We start from the raw sequence: 15,534 nt of genomic DNA on the forward strand, positions 1-15,534 counted from the left end.
CTAGCTTTGGGCATCACCAAGGAGCTTTCCCATGACCAAACGCACCGTCATCATCGGCAATGGCACCATCGGTAGCCTCGTCGCCGACATCCTGCTCGCCCGCGGCGGTGACGTCCGCATCGCCCAGCGCCGCCGTCCCGCCACCCTGAAGCCGGGCCTCGAACACATCCCCTGCGACGTGCTCGACGCCGCCGCCGTGCGCAATGCGGTAGATGGCGCCACGCATGTCCTTCTCGCCGTGGCCTTTCCCTATGATGCCCGGGTCTGGAAAACCGCCTGGCCCACCACGATCCGCAATGTGGTCGAGGCATGCGCCGCAGTCGGCGCCAAGGTGGTCTTCATCGACAATCTCTATCAGCTCGGCCCCCAGACCGAGCCGCGCCGCGAAGACATGGCGCTGAGCACCGCTGGCGAAAAGGCCGCCATCCTCACCGGCGCCACCGCCATCTGGATGGCGGCCCGCGACCGCGTCCGCTTTGCCGCCCTGCGCTGCCCCGACTTCTACGGTCCCGGCGTCGTCGCCTCCCACCTCGGGCCGAGCACCTTTGGTGCCTTGGCCCAGGGCCGCAGCGCGTCGATGATCGTGCCACCCGACATTCCGCATGCCTTTGCCTATGCGCCCGATATTGCCCGCGCCGCCGTCACCCTGCTCGATGCCGATGACGACGCTTACGGTCAGGTCTGGAACATGCCCTGCGCCGAAATCCAGACCCCGCGCCAATTGCTGCAGCTTGGCGCCGTAGCGCTGAACGTGCCGCTCAAGCTGACGGTCCTGCCGCTCTGGACACTGCCCGTCGTGGGCCTGTTCTCCCGCTTCATCAAGGAAGTCTGGGACGTGCGCTATACCTGGGATCGTCCCTATACCGTCGACGCGAGCAAGTTCATGACGCGCTTCGGCTTCGTGCCGACGCCCTTCGAAACCGGCATTCCCGCCACCGCCCGCTCCCTCGCGGCGGCGGGGTAGCCGCTCAGTCCCAGCTCAGCGCGCCACCGTTCTGGTATTCGATGACGCGGGTCTCGAAGAAGTTCTTCTCCTTCTTGAGATCCATCGCCTCGCTCATCCAGGGGAACGGGTTTTCCGTCTCGGCAAACACCGGCGCCAGCCCCAGCTGGGCGCAGCGCCGGTTGGCGATGAAATGCATATATTGCTCGCACAGCGCGGCATTCAGCCCGAGAAAGCCGCGCGGCATGGTATCGCGACCATAGGCGGCCTCGAGTTCCGCCGCGGTCTTGATCATGCCGCGCGCTTCCTCCTGGAAGTCCTTGGTCCAGATATGCGGGTTCTCCGCCTTGATCTGGTTGATCACGTCGATGCCGAAGTTGAGGTGAATGCTCTCGTCGCGCAGAATGTACTGATACTGCTCGGCAATGCCGACCATCTTGTTGCGCCGGCCCAGCGACAGGATTTGCGCAAAGCCGGTATAGAACCACATGCCCTCGAAGATCACATAGAAGGCGATCAGGTCGCGCACGAAGGCCTGGTCGGTCTCCGGCGTGCCGGTGGTGAAATCGGGATCATCGAGATGCTGCGTGTAATTCAGCGCCCAGGCCGCCTTGTCGGTGATGGACGGCACTTCGCGATACATGTTGAACAGCTCGCCCTCATCTAGGCCAAGGCTTTCCACGATGTACTGGAAGGTGTGCGTATGCACCGCCTCCTCGAAGGCCTGCCGCAACAGATATTGCCGACATTCCGGATTGGTCAGATGGCGGTAGATCGCCAGCACGATATTGTTGGCCACAAGGCTTTCCGAGGCGGCAAAGAACCCCAGGTTTCGCTTCAGCGTATGCCGCTCATCGTCGGTCAGCCCGTCCTTGGACTTCCACAGCGCGATATCGGCCTGCATCGACACTTCGGTCGGCATCCAGTGGTTGTTGCAGCCATTGAGATATTTCTCCCAGGCCCATTTGTACTTGAGCGGCAGCAGCTGGTTCACGTCGGCCCGGCAATTGATCATCGCCTTGTCGTCGACGGAGACCCGGCCACCGGCCGTGTCGATACGGGTTTCATTGGACGCCAAGGGCGCGGCGGCGGGCTTGGGCAGGTCACTGGACCAATCGAGGGACATGATAAACTCCTATGGTCCGGGATTACTGGCAGGCTTCACAGTCGGGATCGTCGATCAGGCAGGCCGGACCATCAATCACCGGCATCACCAGCCCCGTCCGCACCGGCGCCGCCTCGACCACCGGCGCACTCACCGCCACGGCATTGAGCTTGCCGTCGGTGCCCTTGAGCGTCGATTTCTCGACATGCGTTGCCGAGCGCGAGCGCAGGTAATAGGTGGTCTTCAGCCCCGCCTTCCAGGCCGAGCGATAGAGATTGTCCAGCGCCTTGTCCGATGGATTGGCGAGATAGAGGTTGAGCGACTGCGCCTGGTCGATCCACTTCTGCCGCCGCGAGGCCGCCGCGATGATCCAGCGCGAATCCATCTCGAAAGCGGTGGCGTAGATGGCTTTCAGATCATCCGGCACCCGGTCGATCTGCCCCACCGAACCGTCGAAATATTTGAGATCCGAGATCATCACCGCGTCCCACAGCCCACGCGCCTTGAGGTCGCGCACCAGCTGGGCATTCACCACGGTGAAGTCGCCGCTCATGTTGGATTTGACATAGAGGTTCTGGTAGCCCGGCTCGATCGACTGGCTGACGCCGCAGATATTGGAAATCGTCGCCGTCGGCGCGATCGCCATGGTGTTGGAATTGCGCATGCCGACGCTCTTCACGCGGCTCCGCAACGTCTCCCAGTCCAGCCTTTGCGTCCGATCCACATTGATCTCGCTGCGCGTCTTGGCCAGCAGCTCCTGGCTGTCGATCGGCAGAATCCCCTGGCTCCATAGCGACCCCTCAAAGCTCGCATAGGCCCCACGCTCTTCGGCTAGATCGGTCGAAGCCGAAATGGCGAAATAGCTGATCGCTTCCATCGATGTATCCGCAAATTCCACCGCGCGATCCGACGAATAGGCAATGCCCTGCGCCTGCAGCGCATCGGCAAAGCCCATCAGCCCAAGCCCGACCGGACGATGCCGCAGGTTGGACTTCCGCGCCTCCGGAATGGTGTAGAAATTGATGTCCACCACATTGTCCAGCATGCGCATGGCGACATCGACCGTGTGCTTCAGCCGCACCAGATCGAGCCCGTTCGCGCCCACATGGGCCAGCAGGTTGATCGAGCCGAGATTGCACACCGCCACCTCGTCCTTGGACGTGTTGAGCGTGATTTCAGTGCACAAATTGGACGAATGCACCACGCCCACATGCTGCTGTGGCGAGCGGATATTGCAGGGGTCCTTGAAGGTGATCCAGGGATGCCCGGTCTCAAAGATCATGGTCAGCATCTTGCGCCACAGATCCAGCGCCTTGACCGTGCGGAACACCTTGAGCTGGCCAGCCGCGGCCTTGGCTTCATAGCTCTCATAGGCCGTCTTGAACGCTGGACCATAGAGGTCATGCAGGTCCGGCGCCTCGTCGGGCGAAAACAGCGTCCAGTCACCGCCCGCCTCGACGCGCTCCATGAACAGGTCCGGCACCCAATTGGCGGTGTTCATGTCATGCGTGCGGCGGCGGTCGTCGCCGGTGTTCTTGCGCAGGTCGAGGAATTCCTCGATGTCGACGTGCCAGGTTTCGAGGTAGGCGCAGACCGCCCCCTTGCGCTTGCCGCCCTGGTTGACGGCAATGGCGGTATCATTGGCCACCTTGAGGAAGGGCACCACGCCCTGGCTTTCGCCATTGGTCCCCTTGATATGGGCGCCGAGCCCCCGCACCGGCGTCCAGTCATTGCCCAGCCCGCCCGAATATTTGGCCAGCAGGGCATTGTCCTTCACCGCCTTGAAGATGCCGTCGAGATCATCGGCCACGGTGGTCAAAAAACACGAGCTCAGCTGCGGCCGCAGCGTGCCCGAATTGAACAGCGTCGGCGTCGAGGCCATGAAATCAAAGCTCGACAGCAGGTCATAAAATTCAATCGCTCGCGCCTCGCGGTCGATCTCGCGCACCGCCAGCCCCATGGCCACGCGCATGAAAAACGCCTGTGGCAGCTCGAACACCTTGCGCTCAACATGCAGGAAGTAGCGGTCATACAGCGTCTGCAGCCCGAGATATTGGAACTGCGTATCGCGCTCCGGCTTGATCGCCGCGGCCATGCGCTTGAGGTCGAAGCGGGAAAGCTCCGGATCGATCAGCTCATGCTGGATGCCGGTCGCCAGATACTCCGGGAAATACTCCACATAACGCGTCGCCATATCGGCCTGCGTTGCCTGGTCCGGCCGGCCGGCGACAAAGCTCAGGGCCTCGCGGCGCAGTTTGTCGAGCAGCAGCCGGGCCGAAACATAGGCATAGTTCGGCTCGGTCTCGACCAATGTGCGCGCGGCTAGAATCGGCGCCAGCGCCAGTTCATCCAGCGAAATCCCGCTATAGAGATTGCGCCGCGTCTCTTCGACGATCGTCTCCGGCGCCGTCCCCTCCAGCCCGGCGCAAGCCTCGCCGATCACCGTCGCCAGCCGAACCTCATCCAGCGGCGAGCCATCCGCCATGGCAATGCCGGATGCCACCACGGCACTGACCTTGCCGGCGGCCCGCGCCCGCGCATGCTCCTCGCGATACAGCACATAGGCCCGCGCCACCTTCTGGTGCTCGCCGCGCATCAGCGCCAGCTCCACCTGATCCTGCACATCCTCGATGTGGAACACGCGGCCATCCTTGGCCCGGCGGGTCAGCGCGGCAAACACTTCCGCGCCCAGTGCCTCGACGATCTCATGCACCCGGCGCGAGGCGGCCGCCTTGTTGCCCTCCACGGCAAGAAACGCCTTGGTCAGCGCCACGGCGATCTTGCTGGGATCGAACGGCACCGTGCCGCCATTGCGCTTGATGATGGAATAGCCCGGCTCGCTGGCCGGCGCGCGCTCACCGGCAAAGCCCGGTGGAACAGCGGAATGAGCGTGATGATCAGTTTGAATTTGCGACATTGGACCCCAGAACCCGTAGGTGACGGCAGGGGCAAAGGGCGCGCGCAGGGGCAATGGCTCGATCAGCCAGGCAGCTGCCTCGCGACCAATGGGACACCCCGCCCGTGGACGTTTCTTCGTGAGAGGCAGGTATCTGGCTGGCGGGCATTTCCGAGGAAACGCCACGCTTTCACAGTTGCGGGGGCAGCGCCGGACTAGAACCTGAGGTTCGCACCGGCTTCCCTATTATCACCCGTCCTTGCGATCCGGATGACCTCTAACACTATATATAGTGTCTGCCTGCGTGAGTCGCGTCAAGCCTTGGTGTTCAGTCTTGCAGCCGCTCGGCGCCGGTGAACTGCACCGGCTCATCCTGGTGCTCTGTATCCGGCTTGGCCTTGGCAAAAATAGCCCGCACCACATCCTCGCCCGCGACCACCTTGCCGAAGGCGGCAAAGCCCAGCAGGTCCGGATTGCGCGCGCCGCCTTCATCCAGCAAGGGCTGGTCGCCGATGCAGATGAAAAAGCCCGCGCCGGCCGTGCCCGGTGCATAGCGCGCCATGGAGATCGTCATGTTCTCGTGCCGGATACCGGTGACGGACGTGGGCTCATGCGCAATGCCCGGCAGCAGGTCGTCATAGGCGTCATTGACCGCCTTGCGGCCCCATTGCACCACTTCGATCCGGTGCACGGTCTCGGCCGGCTGGTTGCCCAGCGTGACGATCCGATAGGCCGTCATGCCGCTGATATGCCCGCCATCCACATAGCGGAGGAAATTGGCCACCGTGATCGGCGCCTTGTCCTGTTCGAGGGCCAGCGTGAAGCGGCCCAGTTCGGTTTCGATTTCAACTTTGATGCTCATGCGCACCCCATAGCATGCGCCATGAAACTGGCAATAAGATCAGGTGTTTGCCCAGCCGCCATCCACCAGAAACTGCTGCGCCGAGATCATCGCGCTGTCTTCGGCCGCCAGAAACAGCGCCATCCGCGCGCAGTCATCGGGATAGACCCGGCCGGCCAGCGCCTGCGTCGCTTCGATCTGCTTTTCGGCCGCCTCATCCACCCAATGGGTCAGCTGACGTTCGGTCATCACCCAGCCCGGCACCAGCGTATTGACGCGAATGCCATGCTTGCCGAGGTCGCGCGCCATGCCGCGGGTCAGCCCATGCGTCGCCGCCTTGGCCGTCTCATAGACCGGGATCTTCGGTGACATGATCATCCAGCTGATTGAACCGGTATTGATGATCGAGCCGCGTTTGGCCTTTATCATCCCCGGCGACACCGCCTGGATGGCAAAGAAGGCATGCTTGAGATTGACCGCCATGCGGTCGTCCCAATAGTCCGGCGTCACCTCGGCCCAGTCGTGCCGGTGGTCATGCGCCGCATTATTGACCAGCACTAGGGCATCGCCATGCGCCGCGGCAAAACCCGCAATCGCGGCCTGATAGGCCGCTGTATCAGTCACATCGCACTGGGTGAATTTCGCCACCTGTCCGGCGCTAGACAATTCCTCGACCAGCGCCGCGCCCTTGTCCGCCTGGATATCGACAAACCCCACCTTGGCGCCCTGCGCCGCAAAATTGCGCACCAGTGACTCGCCAATGCCCGAGGCACCGCCTGAGATCACGACGGGAACACCGGAGAGGCTGGGATAGAGGGCAAAGTCAGGCATAGGTCAGGCTCGCTACAAGATTTAGATAAACAGGCTCGCATGCTTGGTTTCGAGCTCGGGCAGGTCGTCCAGAATGCTGGCGAGATGCTTGCTCATGGCCTGCCGGGCGGCATCCACATCCCGCGCGTCGATCGCTTCCATGATGGCATGATGCTCGCCGATCCTGCGCAGCATGTCTTCTTCATCGCGCAGCGTCATGTTGCAGACCCGGTCCATATGCGTCTTCATGTCGGCAATGGCGATCCAGGCGATCCCCACCCCGGCGCCGGTGGCGATGGCGATGTGAAACGCCTCGTCATGTTCGCGGAAGCCGGCATGGTCGAGCCGGCGCGCCGCCTCTTCCTGCTGGCCGAGGATCGAATTGATCCGCTTGCGCTGCCAGGCGTCAAAATTCTGCGCCGCCTTCTCCACCACGGCGATCTCGACCGACTGCCGCACAAACAACGCCTCTGTCATTTCCTTGGCAGAGATGCGTGCCACCACCGTGCCGCGATGCGGACGGATTTCGATCAGTCGCGAATTGGCCAGCTTGATCAGTGCCTCGCGCACCGGCTGCCGCGACACCCCGAGTCGGGTCGCAATATCCTGTTCGCTGAGGCGTGAACCGGGCAGCAGCTCAAGCTCGATGATCGACCGGCGCAGGTCTTTTTCGATCGATGCGGCGGCGCTTTCGCCGCTTTCCGCCACCTGCATTTCAAGAGTCATCTTACATCTCGCCCATGCCATTGACAGTCAGTGCCAATGCGCCATACGGTACCATACAATTCCATACAGGACGTAATGAAAACGTCCGAATGCTCGGGGAGGGTGGGCTTAGCCCGCCGTTGCGATACTCATGCAGTCACGCTTTCAAGACAATTTCGTCGTGCCGAACCTTAGTGATCCGCGGCTGGCGAGTAAACGCGCCTATCGCATGCTGATCGACGGCAAATCGATTGACGCGCAGTCCGGCGAAACGGTGACCCGCGAAAGCCCGGGTCATCGCGGCAAGGCGGTTGGCGAATGGCCCGCCGGCACCACCGCCGACGCCAATCTCGCCATTTCTGCCGCCCGCAAGGCCTTCGATAACGGCCCCTGGGCGACGATGAGTGGCGCCGAGCGCTCGACAATCCTGCATCGCATCGCCGACAAAATCCTCGCCCACGTCGATGAACTCGGCCTGATCGAATGCCTCGAAACCGGCAAGCCGCTGGAACAGGCCAAGGGCGAGATCGGCTATTGCGCCGACCTGTGGAACTATGCCGCCGGCATGTCGCGCGGCCTCGAAGGCGCCACCCATAACAATATCGGCGAAAACCGCCTCGGCCTGGTGCTGCGCGAGCCGGCTGGCGTCGTCGGCATCATCACGCCGTGGAATTTCCCCTTCATCATCGTTTCTGAGCGCGTGCCGTGGGCTTTGGGCGCCGGCTGCACCGTCGTGGTCAAGCCGAGCGAATTCACCTCCGGCACCACCATTCGTCTGGCTGAGCTGGCGCTTGAGGCTGGTCTCCCCGCTGGCGTCTTCAACGTCATCACCGGCTACGGCCCGGCCGTCGGCCAGGTGCTGGCCGAAGATCCGCGCGTCGATGTGCTGGCCTTTACCGGTTCGGTTCGCGTCGGCACCCAGCTCGCCGGCATCGCTGCCGCCGGCGTCAAGCGCGTCGGTCTCGAACTGGGCGGCAAGGGCCCCCAGGTGGTCTTCGCCGATGCCGATCTCGAAGCCGCTGCCGATGGCATTGCCTATGGCGTCTATCACAATGCCGGCCAGTGCTGCATTTCCGGCAGCCGCCTGATCGTGCAGAACTCCATCCGTCCGGCCCTGTTGGAACGCCTGCTTGAACTATCGCGCAAGCTGCCTTTCGGCGATCCGCTCGGCGCCGGCACCCGCTTTGGCGCCATGGTCACCCAGACCCATCTCGAAAAGGTCGCATCCTATGTGGCGGCCGGCGTGGAAGAGGGCGCCGAACTGCTGCTCGGCGGCGACATGGTCGATGCCAAGAATGGCAATTTCTTCGCCCCGACCGTCTTCGACAAGGTCCGTCCCGACATGAAGATCGCCCAGGAGGAAATCTTCGGGCCAGTGCTCGCCACCATCGGTTTCGACACGCCCGAAGAGGCGGTCGCTCTCGCCAATGGCACGCCCTTCGGCCTCTCGGCCTCGGTCTGGACGCGCGATTTGGAGAACGCCATCCAGACCACGCGCAAGCTGCGCGCCGGCCGCTGCTGGATCAATTCGGTGATCGACGGCACGCCCGAACTGCCGATCGGTGGCTACAAAAAATCCGGCACCGGCCGCGAGCTCGGCCGCTTCGGCTTCGACGAATATTCCCAGTTCAAGGGTCTGCACATGACCCTCGGACGCGGGCAGCCTTGGTTTGAGCACTAAGGAGTAGCTGAACCGGGCAACAGAATTCGATGGCGAGAGGACGCCATCGGAGCGGGACCTGAGGAGGGCCCGTTTCATCAACAGGGAGGACTATAATGAAACTGACCAAACTGACGGCAGGCCTGTTGGCCGGCTGCACTATGCTGGCTTCGGCCGGCGGTGCCATCGCGCAGGATGATCCGGTGAAGGCCACCATGATCATCTATCTCGACCCCAGCGTGCAGTTCTTCAATCCGGTGGTGAAGGGCGCGCAGGATGCTGCGGCTGCCTTCAACGTCGATCTCGACGTGCAATATGCCAACAACGATCCGGTCCGCCAGAATGACCTGATCGAATCGGCCGTCGCCACCGGCGTCGATGGCATTGCCGTCGCCATCTCGTCTTCCGACGCTTTCGACGAGAGCATCTGCTCGGCCGTCGAGGCCGGCGTCGTGGTCATCGGCTTCAACAATGACGACCTCGAAGGCGCCGCCGGCAATTGCCGCCAGGCCTATGTCGGCATGGATGAAGAAGCCTCGGGCTATGAACTCGGCATCCGCATGATCGAAGCCTTTGGCCTCAAGGAAGGCGACACCGTCTTCAACCCGCGCGAAATCCCCGAGGCCAGCTTTGCCGTGGCCCGTGGCGGCGGCATCGAGCGCGCCATGAGCGAACATGGCATCAAGGTTGAAACCGTTCGTGCCGGTCTCGACCCCGCCGAAGCCCAGAACATCATGGCCCAGGCTCTGATCGCCAACCCGGACATCAAGGCCGTCTTCGGCACCGGTTCGGTCACCTCCACCGTTGGCGCGGGCGCCATCAAGGATGCGGGCGTCGACGTGCCGTTCGGCGGCTTCGACCTTGCCGTCGAAATCGTCAACGCCGTCGAATCCGGCGCCATGTTCGCCACCATGGACCAGCAGCCCTACCTGCAGGGCTACTATCCGATCGCCCAGATCGCCATGGCCGCACGCTACGGCCTGACCCCGACCGATGTCGACACCGGCCAGGGCGCCTTCCTCGACAAGGAACGCATCGGCGTCGTGAAACCCTTCATCGGCACCTATCGCTGATGTGACGCTTCGGCCGCGCGATGTCCCAAAGGCGCGCGGCCGAAGCCCCTTTCCATTTCCGAGATCTTGACCGTGACCGCCATGACCCACGATCGCGCAGTCCTGCCGCGACCAACGCTCGCCAATCGGCTGCATAGCCTGCTCGACATGCCCGCCGGTGCCATTCTCCTGGTCTTCGTCGTGGTGCAGCTCGGCTGCATCGCGGCTGGCCTGCTGTTCCCCGATGACTTCCGCTATCTCTCGTCGGCCAATATGGGCATCATGATGCGCTCGGTGCCGGTGCTCGGTTGCCTGGCGCTCGGCGCTGGCGTGCTGATGATCGCCGGTGAATTCGATCTCTCCATCGGCTCGGTCTATACTTTCACCGCCATCATCATGGCCATGCTGGTCGGCATGGGCGTCGATGCCTTCCTGGCCGCCCCGGTCGGCCTTATGATCGGCGCCGCAATCGGCCTTCTCAACGGCGCGCTGACCCTGCGCTTCAATCTCCCCAGCTTCATCGTCACCCTAGGTGGCCTGCTGTTCTGGCGCGGCGCGGTCCTCTTGATCAACGGCGCCGTTCAGGTCCGCTTCGATCCGAACCCGGTCTTCAACGAACTATTCTCCGGCACGCTGTTCGGCATCAATGCCGCCTTCATCTGGTTCATCGTGCTGTGCCTCGTCTTCTGGGCCATGCTGCATCGCCACAAGTTCGGCAATCACGTCTTCGCCACCGGCGGCAATCGCCAGGCCGCCACCGCCATCGGCGTCAACACCAACCGCATCAAGCTCCTCGCCTTCGCCATCGCCGGTTTCATGGCCGCCTTTGCCGGCATTCTCGCCACCACGCGCGTCGGCTCGGTGCAACCGGGGCAGGGCGCCGGCCTCGAACTGCAGGCCATTGCTGCCTGCGTCATCGGCGGGCTGTCCCTGCGCGGCGGCCGTGGCTCGATCCTCGGCGTCTTCCTTGGTGTGATGCTGATCTTCACCATCACCGACGTGCTGCTGCTGATGCGCGCGCCCGGCTTCTATCTCGACATGTTCATCGCCACGCTGATCGTGGTGGCGTCGATCTTCAACCACGGCCTCGATCGCCGGGGAGCCTCGCTATGAGCCTGCTGGCCCTGCACAATATCAACAAGACCTTCGGGCCGCTCAAGGCGCTAACCGATCTCAGCTTCGAAGTGGGCCACAGTGAAGTCGTCGGCCTCCTCGGCGACAATGGCGCCGGCAAGTCGACCACGGTCAACATGCTCTCCGGCATCCATCGCCCCAGTTCCGGCTACATCTCCGTCGACGGCAAAAAGCAGGATTTCGCCAACCGCCGCGACAGCGCCGAAGCGGGCATCGAGACCATCTACCAGAACACGGCCCTGGTCGATTGCCTCTCGATCTCGCGCAACATCTTCCTCGGCCGCGAACTGACCACCCGCTTCGGTTTCCTCGATCTGAAACAGATGCGCGACATCGCCATGCAGGTGCTCGAAAGCGCCGTGCATATCTCGGGCATCGACAGCCCCGACAAGCTGGTCGGCGATCTCTCCGGCGGCCAGAAGCAGGCCGTCGCCATCGCCCGCGCCGTCTTCTTCAAGCGCCGCGTGCTCTTGCTCGACGAACCGACCTCGGCCCTCTCCGTCCGCGAAACCGAGGCGCTGCTGCACCAGGTGCTCAAGCTCAAGGCTGAAGGCGTCTCGAGCGTCCTGGTCACCCACAATCTGTACCACGCCTACCAGGTCTGCGACCGCTTCGTCATCATGAGCCACGGCACCAAGGTCTTCGACGTCGCCAAGGCCGATACCACGATCGAAGAGCTGACCCAGCACGTGGTGCTTACCTGAGCAGCGACTGCCCGCCATCGACATAGACCGGCACCCCGGTCACATGGCGGGCAGCATCTGACGCGAGAAACGCGATCACATCCGCCACCGCATCGCTCGACCCCGGCTTGCCACCGGTAATCGGAATATCCCCCTCCGGCCATTTCACCGGGATCTCCGCCTCTTTCACATTCCGCTTGTCGGTATTGTCGTCGATCTCGGTATCGATCGCCCCCGGGCACACCGCATTGACCCGGATCTTGTGCTTGCCCAGCTCCAGCGCCAATTGCTGCGCCATCGCCACCTGAGCCGCCTTGGTCGCCGAATAGGCGGTCGCGCCAGCCGATGTGAAGGTGCGATTGCCGTTGATCGACGACACGATAATCACCGAGCCGCCGCGCTTTTTGAGATGCGGCACCGCCAGATGCAGCGTCATATAAGTCCCGCGCAGGTTGACCGTCATGGTCTGGTCCCACTCATCGGGCGTCAGGTCATCGATCGGCGCCCACATGCCGTTGATCCCGGCATTGGCCACCACCACATCGAGCCGCTTGAACTCTTTGATCGTCGCCTCGATCACCTTGGTCATTTCCTTTTCCTCGGAAATGTCCGCATCAATGGCAATGGCCTTACCGCCCGCCTTGATGATCGCGTCGCGGGTCTTCTCGACCTCTTCAAGCGTCCGGCTGATCACCACGACGCTTGCGCCACCCGCCCCCAGCCTTAGCGCCGCCGCCTTGCCGATCCCCGAACCAGCGCCGGTCACCAGCGCCACCTTGCCATCAAATTCCATTGTGCACTCCGATGCTTGCTTGCAAAGGCAACGCATCGGAGCAGGTTTGGTTGTTAGCGCTGCGCTCCCGCCGACCACTTCACCTCGGGCGTGTAGGAAAAGTCCTTGTCGAACGGATATTGCGCAATGCTCTTGTGCTTGCGCTCCAGTCGCTCGACAAACTGGTCTACTACGCCCGGCGACAGCGCCATCAGGCTGGGATTGGCGATCGGCCCCAGGTCCGGCGACAGATAGCCCGACTTGACCACCACGATCCTCGCCGTGCGCGGATCGAGTCCGAGCTTGGTGAAATCGGGAATATTGTGGAACGGCCGCCGCCGCGCCGTGAGCACCAGCTCGATGCCGCCAATCCGCACCACCGCCTCGCGTAGCCGCTCTTCCTCGACCTCCGCCAAAAACACCACTTCGGCATTGACCATCACCTTGGCGCTCGACGGATCAAGGCTCGCGCCGATGCTGAGTGGCAATGTCGCCCCGACACCTGCCGCATAGGCCGCATCCGTCGCTACCTTGTCGGCAATGCCGGCAAACACCACGCCCTGCGCATCCCGCGCGATCAGCGCAGCCAGAACCTCCGCCCGGTCACCCACGCCGCCGCCAGTCGGATTGTCGCCCGATTCCGCCAAAACCACCGGACCGGTCGCCGAAGTCACCGCCCAATCCACCGTCTCTGCAATCGACCCGACCTTGGTGCCAAACACAAAGCCTTCGCGGATATCCCAATAATCCTGCGCCAGATGCATCGCCGCCGCTGTCATCGCCGCCCGGTCGGTCCCGGTCACCATCGCGCAGGCCGTGGCGCGTGGCTCGTCGGCCCAGACATAGCCGACCTGGAAACTTGCATCCCAGATCCCCGTCGGATCCTCCACCGCCTGCAACTGCGTATAGAAGGTCTTCGCCGGCTCGTCCTGCGTCGACGTCCGCTCGCCTGGCAGCAGCACCGGCACCGGCGCCCAGGCCAGCATCGGCCTTTGCCCGGTCCGCAGCGCCCGCACCAGCATGGTCACCGCCCGCCGCATCGTGTCCTGCACATCGATATGCGGCGCCGTGCGATAGGTCGAAAAAATGTCCAGTGCGTCGACGATCTTCTGGCTCACATTGCCATGCAGGTCATAGCTCGCGGCAATCAAAACCTCCGGCCCGACCAGCGCGCGCACCGCGGCAATAAAATCGCCTTCGGCGTCCTGCATGCCCTCTACGAACATCGCCCCATGCATGGCCAGATACACGCCATCCAGCGGCAGCGCCGCCTTGATCCCGTCCAGAATCTCCGCCTTCCAGCGCGCGTAAATTCCGGCCTCAACCGGGCCGCCGGCAATCGCCCGCGCATGCAGCACTGTGATGAATTCGGCCGGGAAATGCGTCAGGAAATCGAAATACGCGTCCTTGAGCATCGATGGGCCGCGCAGCACGCGGAAGTCGGCCTCGCGCGCCAGGACGGGATTATAGGTGCTGCATTCAGTGTGAAGACCAGCAACGGCTATGCGCATCACAATACTCCAGGAATTTCGGCTTCAGGATTGTTGATCGGCTTCTTGCCCACGGCCAGCCGCCCGGTCAGCAGCAGGCTGATCAGCAACACCGGCACGAGACAGGCAATGCCCCAGCGCATGTCGAAGTGTTCGGCAACAAAGCCAATCACCGGCGGGCCGACGAGAAAGCCCAGCAGCGCCACAAAGCTCAGCGTCGCCACATTGGCCGATGCCGCCCGGTCGCCCAGCCCCGCCGCGGCGGTCACCGCCAGTGGAAAACCGACTGAAACGCCGAGGCCAATGATGCCAAAGCCAAACAGCGCCACCACTTCATTGGGCGACATATAAAGCACCGCCGCGCCCGCCAGTGCCAGCGTGCCGCAGATCCGCGCGGTGTTGACCGCCCCGAACCGCGCCTTCAGCCGGTCGCCGCCAAATCGTCCCGCCGCCACCATGGCGGCAAACACCGAATAGCCCAGTCCCACCATGCCGCCCTCGGCACCCAGCGCATCGCGCAAGAAGATCGCCGACCAGTCGGCCATGGCACCCTCGGTCATGGTCACGCCAAAGACGAAGAGGCAGATGCCCAGAAGCGCCCAGCTCGGCAGCGCCCAGGCCGATCGCTGCGTCGCGCCCTGCGGCAGTTCCACCGGATAGACCGGCAGAACCCGCGCCACCAGCAGCGCCAGCGGCAGGACCACAATCGCCACCAGCGGAATGGCCCATTGCGCCGCCAGCCCCAGTGCCGCGAGGCCCGAACCGATCAGGCTGCCCGCCATGATCCCCACCGACCAAAAGCCATGCGACGTGGTCATGATCATCTTGCCCCCGCCCTTCTCCACAGCATCGGCCTGCACATTCAGCCCCAGTTCGACAAAGCTCAGCGACGAGCCGGCAAACATCAGGGCAATAAACAGCAGTGCCGGATTGGTCGCAAAGGCCGGCAGGCTCACCGCCGCCGTATAGAAGAAAAACCCCGAAAAAATCGCCATCCGTGGCCCGATCTTGCCCACCAGCGGCCCGGCAAACGGCAGCGTCAGCAGCGTCCCGCAGGGCAGGCCGAGTAAAGCGACTGCCAGTCCAGCCGGCCCCAGACCCAGCGCCTGCTGCACCTCGGGAATCCGCGGCAACCATGCCCCAAAGGCAATCGGCTGCAGGAAAAAGATCAACATGGTCAGGCGCTGGGGACTTAACATTGTGCACTCGAAGTTTCAGTCGGTGTCCTTCTCACCTTGAGGGACTTCGAACTGTCCCGTAGGGCAAATCGCTCCAGTGGAGCGATTTGAGGTGAGAAGGCCATGAGGGCTATGCCCGAATGGCTAGTTGCCCGAAGGGCGGATGAGGGGTCTTTTCCTTGGCTTGGATCGGGGCTCCCATCACCCCACCCTCAATCCCTCCCCATTCAGGGGAGGGATTGAGGGCTCAGTGGCCTCGGCTCTT

Annotated in this window: 13 protein-coding genes and 1 riboswitch; of the genes, 5 read left to right on the forward strand and 8 right to left on the reverse strand. The window is 63.1% G+C overall.

The window, feature by feature from the left end; genetic code table 11:
- Positions 1–31 precede the first annotated feature (31 nt).
- Positions 32–964 (forward strand): NAD-dependent epimerase/dehydratase family protein, encoded by a 933-nt coding sequence (locus tag BM045_RS02235; protein ID WP_092179363.1) that lies wholly within the window; start codon positions 32–34, stop codon positions 962–964.
- Positions 965–968: 4 nt separating this feature from the next.
- On the opposite strand, the gene BM045_RS02240 is transcribed toward BM045_RS02235, so the two are convergent.
- The 5 genes from BM045_RS02240 to BM045_RS02260 all read right to left on the reverse strand — a co-directional run bounded on the left by BM045_RS02240 (position 969) and on the right by BM045_RS02260 (position 7,321).
- Positions 969–2,069, reverse strand: a complete 1,101-nt coding sequence (locus BM045_RS02240; protein ID WP_092179364.1) for a ribonucleotide-diphosphate reductase subunit beta — start codon at positions 2,067–2,069, stop codon at positions 969–971.
- A 22-nt stretch (positions 2,070–2,091) separates the two neighbouring features.
- Positions 2,092–4,965: a ribonucleoside-diphosphate reductase subunit alpha gene (locus BM045_RS02245; protein ID WP_092179365.1), complete on the reverse strand. Its 2,874-nt coding sequence runs from the start codon at positions 4,963–4,965 to the stop codon at positions 2,092–2,094.
- 106 nt (positions 4,966–5,071) lie between these two features.
- Positions 5,072–5,238: riboswitch (cobalamin riboswitch) on the reverse strand.
- 34 nt (positions 5,239–5,272) lie between these two features.
- Positions 5,273–5,806, reverse strand: a complete 534-nt coding sequence (locus BM045_RS02250; protein WP_092179366.1) for a peptidylprolyl isomerase — start codon at positions 5,804–5,806, stop codon at positions 5,273–5,275.
- A gap of 39 nt (positions 5,807–5,845) precedes the next feature.
- Positions 5,846–6,616, reverse strand: a complete 771-nt coding sequence (locus tag BM045_RS02255) for an SDR family NAD(P)-dependent oxidoreductase (protein ID WP_092179367.1) — start codon at positions 6,614–6,616, stop codon at positions 5,846–5,848.
- A 21-nt stretch (positions 6,617–6,637) separates the two neighbouring features.
- Complete coding sequence (locus BM045_RS02260; protein ID WP_092179368.1) at positions 6,638–7,321, reverse strand: GntR family transcriptional regulator; 684 nt, start codon at positions 7,319–7,321, stop codon at positions 6,638–6,640.
- Between the two features lie 208 nt (positions 7,322–7,529).
- Between BM045_RS02260 and BM045_RS02265 the strand changes: the two genes are divergently transcribed.
- From BM045_RS02265 to BM045_RS02280, 4 genes are all read left to right on the forward strand, one after another.
- On the forward strand, positions 7,530–8,981 hold the full coding sequence (locus BM045_RS02265) for an aldehyde dehydrogenase family protein (RefSeq protein ID WP_092179369.1): 1,452 nt from the start codon (positions 7,530–7,532) through the stop codon (positions 8,979–8,981).
- A 95-nt stretch (positions 8,982–9,076) separates the two neighbouring features.
- Positions 9,077–10,033, forward strand: coding sequence for a sugar ABC transporter substrate-binding protein (locus BM045_RS02270; protein ID WP_092179370.1), 957 nt, complete (start codon positions 9,077–9,079; stop codon positions 10,031–10,033).
- Between the two features lie 81 nt (positions 10,034–10,114).
- A complete protein-coding gene (locus BM045_RS02275) occupies positions 10,115–11,125 on the forward strand; it encodes an ABC transporter permease (RefSeq protein ID WP_092180792.1) in 1,011 nt (336 codons plus the stop codon).
- Positions 11,122–11,850, forward strand: a complete 729-nt coding sequence (locus BM045_RS02280; RefSeq protein ID WP_092179371.1) for an ATP-binding cassette domain-containing protein — start codon at positions 11,122–11,124, stop codon at positions 11,848–11,850. Before BM045_RS02275 ends, BM045_RS02280 begins: the two co-directional genes overlap by 4 nt.
- On the opposite strand, the gene BM045_RS02285 is transcribed toward BM045_RS02280, so the two are convergent.
- The 3 genes from BM045_RS02285 to BM045_RS02295 are packed head-to-tail and all read right to left on the reverse strand — an operon-like array spanning position 11,843 to position 15,290.
- Entirely contained in the window at positions 11,843–12,622 is a 780-nt protein-coding gene (locus BM045_RS02285; protein ID WP_092179372.1) for an SDR family oxidoreductase, read from the reverse strand. The genes BM045_RS02280 and BM045_RS02285 overlap by 8 nt on opposite strands.
- 53 nt (positions 12,623–12,675) lie before the next feature.
- Positions 12,676–14,112: a M81 family metallopeptidase gene (locus BM045_RS02290; protein ID WP_092179373.1), complete on the reverse strand. Its 1,437-nt coding sequence runs from the start codon at positions 14,110–14,112 to the stop codon at positions 12,676–12,678.
- Positions 14,112–15,290 (reverse strand): MFS transporter, encoded by a 1,179-nt coding sequence (locus tag BM045_RS02295; RefSeq protein WP_244522847.1) that lies wholly within the window; start codon positions 15,288–15,290, stop codon positions 14,112–14,114. The genes BM045_RS02290 and BM045_RS02295 overlap by 1 nt, the downstream gene beginning before the upstream one ends.
- Positions 15,291–15,534 lie beyond the last annotated feature (244 nt).

The sequence above is a fragment of the Devosia sp. YR412 genome (assembly GCF_900110945.1).
In the GTDB taxonomy this organism is placed as follows: domain Bacteria; phylum Pseudomonadota; class Alphaproteobacteria; order Rhizobiales; family Devosiaceae; genus Devosia.

Bases quoted from the DNA above. Each gene is read 5' to 3' on its own strand.
- BM045_RS02235 (WP_092179363.1), top strand. From the start codon at position 32: ATGACCAAACGCACCGTCATCATCGGCAATGGCACCATCGGTAGCCTC.
- BM045_RS02240 (WP_092179364.1), bottom strand. From the start codon at position 2,069: ATGTCCCTCGATTGGTCCAGTGACCTGCCCAAGCCCGCCGCCGCGCCC.
- BM045_RS02245 (WP_092179365.1), bottom strand. From the start codon at position 4,965: ATGTCGCAAATTCAAACTGATCATCACGCTCATTCCGCTGTTCCACCG.
- BM045_RS02250 (WP_092179366.1), bottom strand. From the start codon at position 5,806: ATGAGCATCAAAGTTGAAATCGAAACCGAACTGGGCCGCTTCACGCTG.
- BM045_RS02255 (WP_092179367.1), bottom strand. From the start codon at position 6,616: ATGCCTGACTTTGCCCTCTATCCCAGCCTCTCCGGTGTTCCCGTCGTG.
- BM045_RS02260 (WP_092179368.1), bottom strand. From the start codon at position 7,321: ATGACTCTTGAAATGCAGGTGGCGGAAAGCGGCGAAAGCGCCGCCGCA.
- BM045_RS02265 (WP_092179369.1), top strand. From the start codon at position 7,530: ATGCTGATCGACGGCAAATCGATTGACGCGCAGTCCGGCGAAACGGTG.
- BM045_RS02270 (WP_092179370.1), top strand. From the start codon at position 9,077: ATGAAACTGACCAAACTGACGGCAGGCCTGTTGGCCGGCTGCACTATG.
- BM045_RS02275 (WP_092180792.1), top strand. From the start codon at position 10,115: ATGACCCACGATCGCGCAGTCCTGCCGCGACCAACGCTCGCCAATCGG.
- BM045_RS02280 (WP_092179371.1), top strand. From the start codon at position 11,122: ATGAGCCTGCTGGCCCTGCACAATATCAACAAGACCTTCGGGCCGCTC.
- BM045_RS02285 (WP_092179372.1), bottom strand. From the start codon at position 12,622: ATGGAATTTGATGGCAAGGTGGCGCTGGTGACCGGCGCTGGTTCGGGG.
- BM045_RS02290 (WP_092179373.1), bottom strand. From the start codon at position 14,112: ATGCGCATAGCCGTTGCTGGTCTTCACACTGAATGCAGCACCTATAAT.
- BM045_RS02295 (WP_244522847.1), bottom strand. From the start codon at position 15,290: ATGTTAAGTCCCCAGCGCCTGACCATGTTGATCTTTTTCCTGCAGCCG.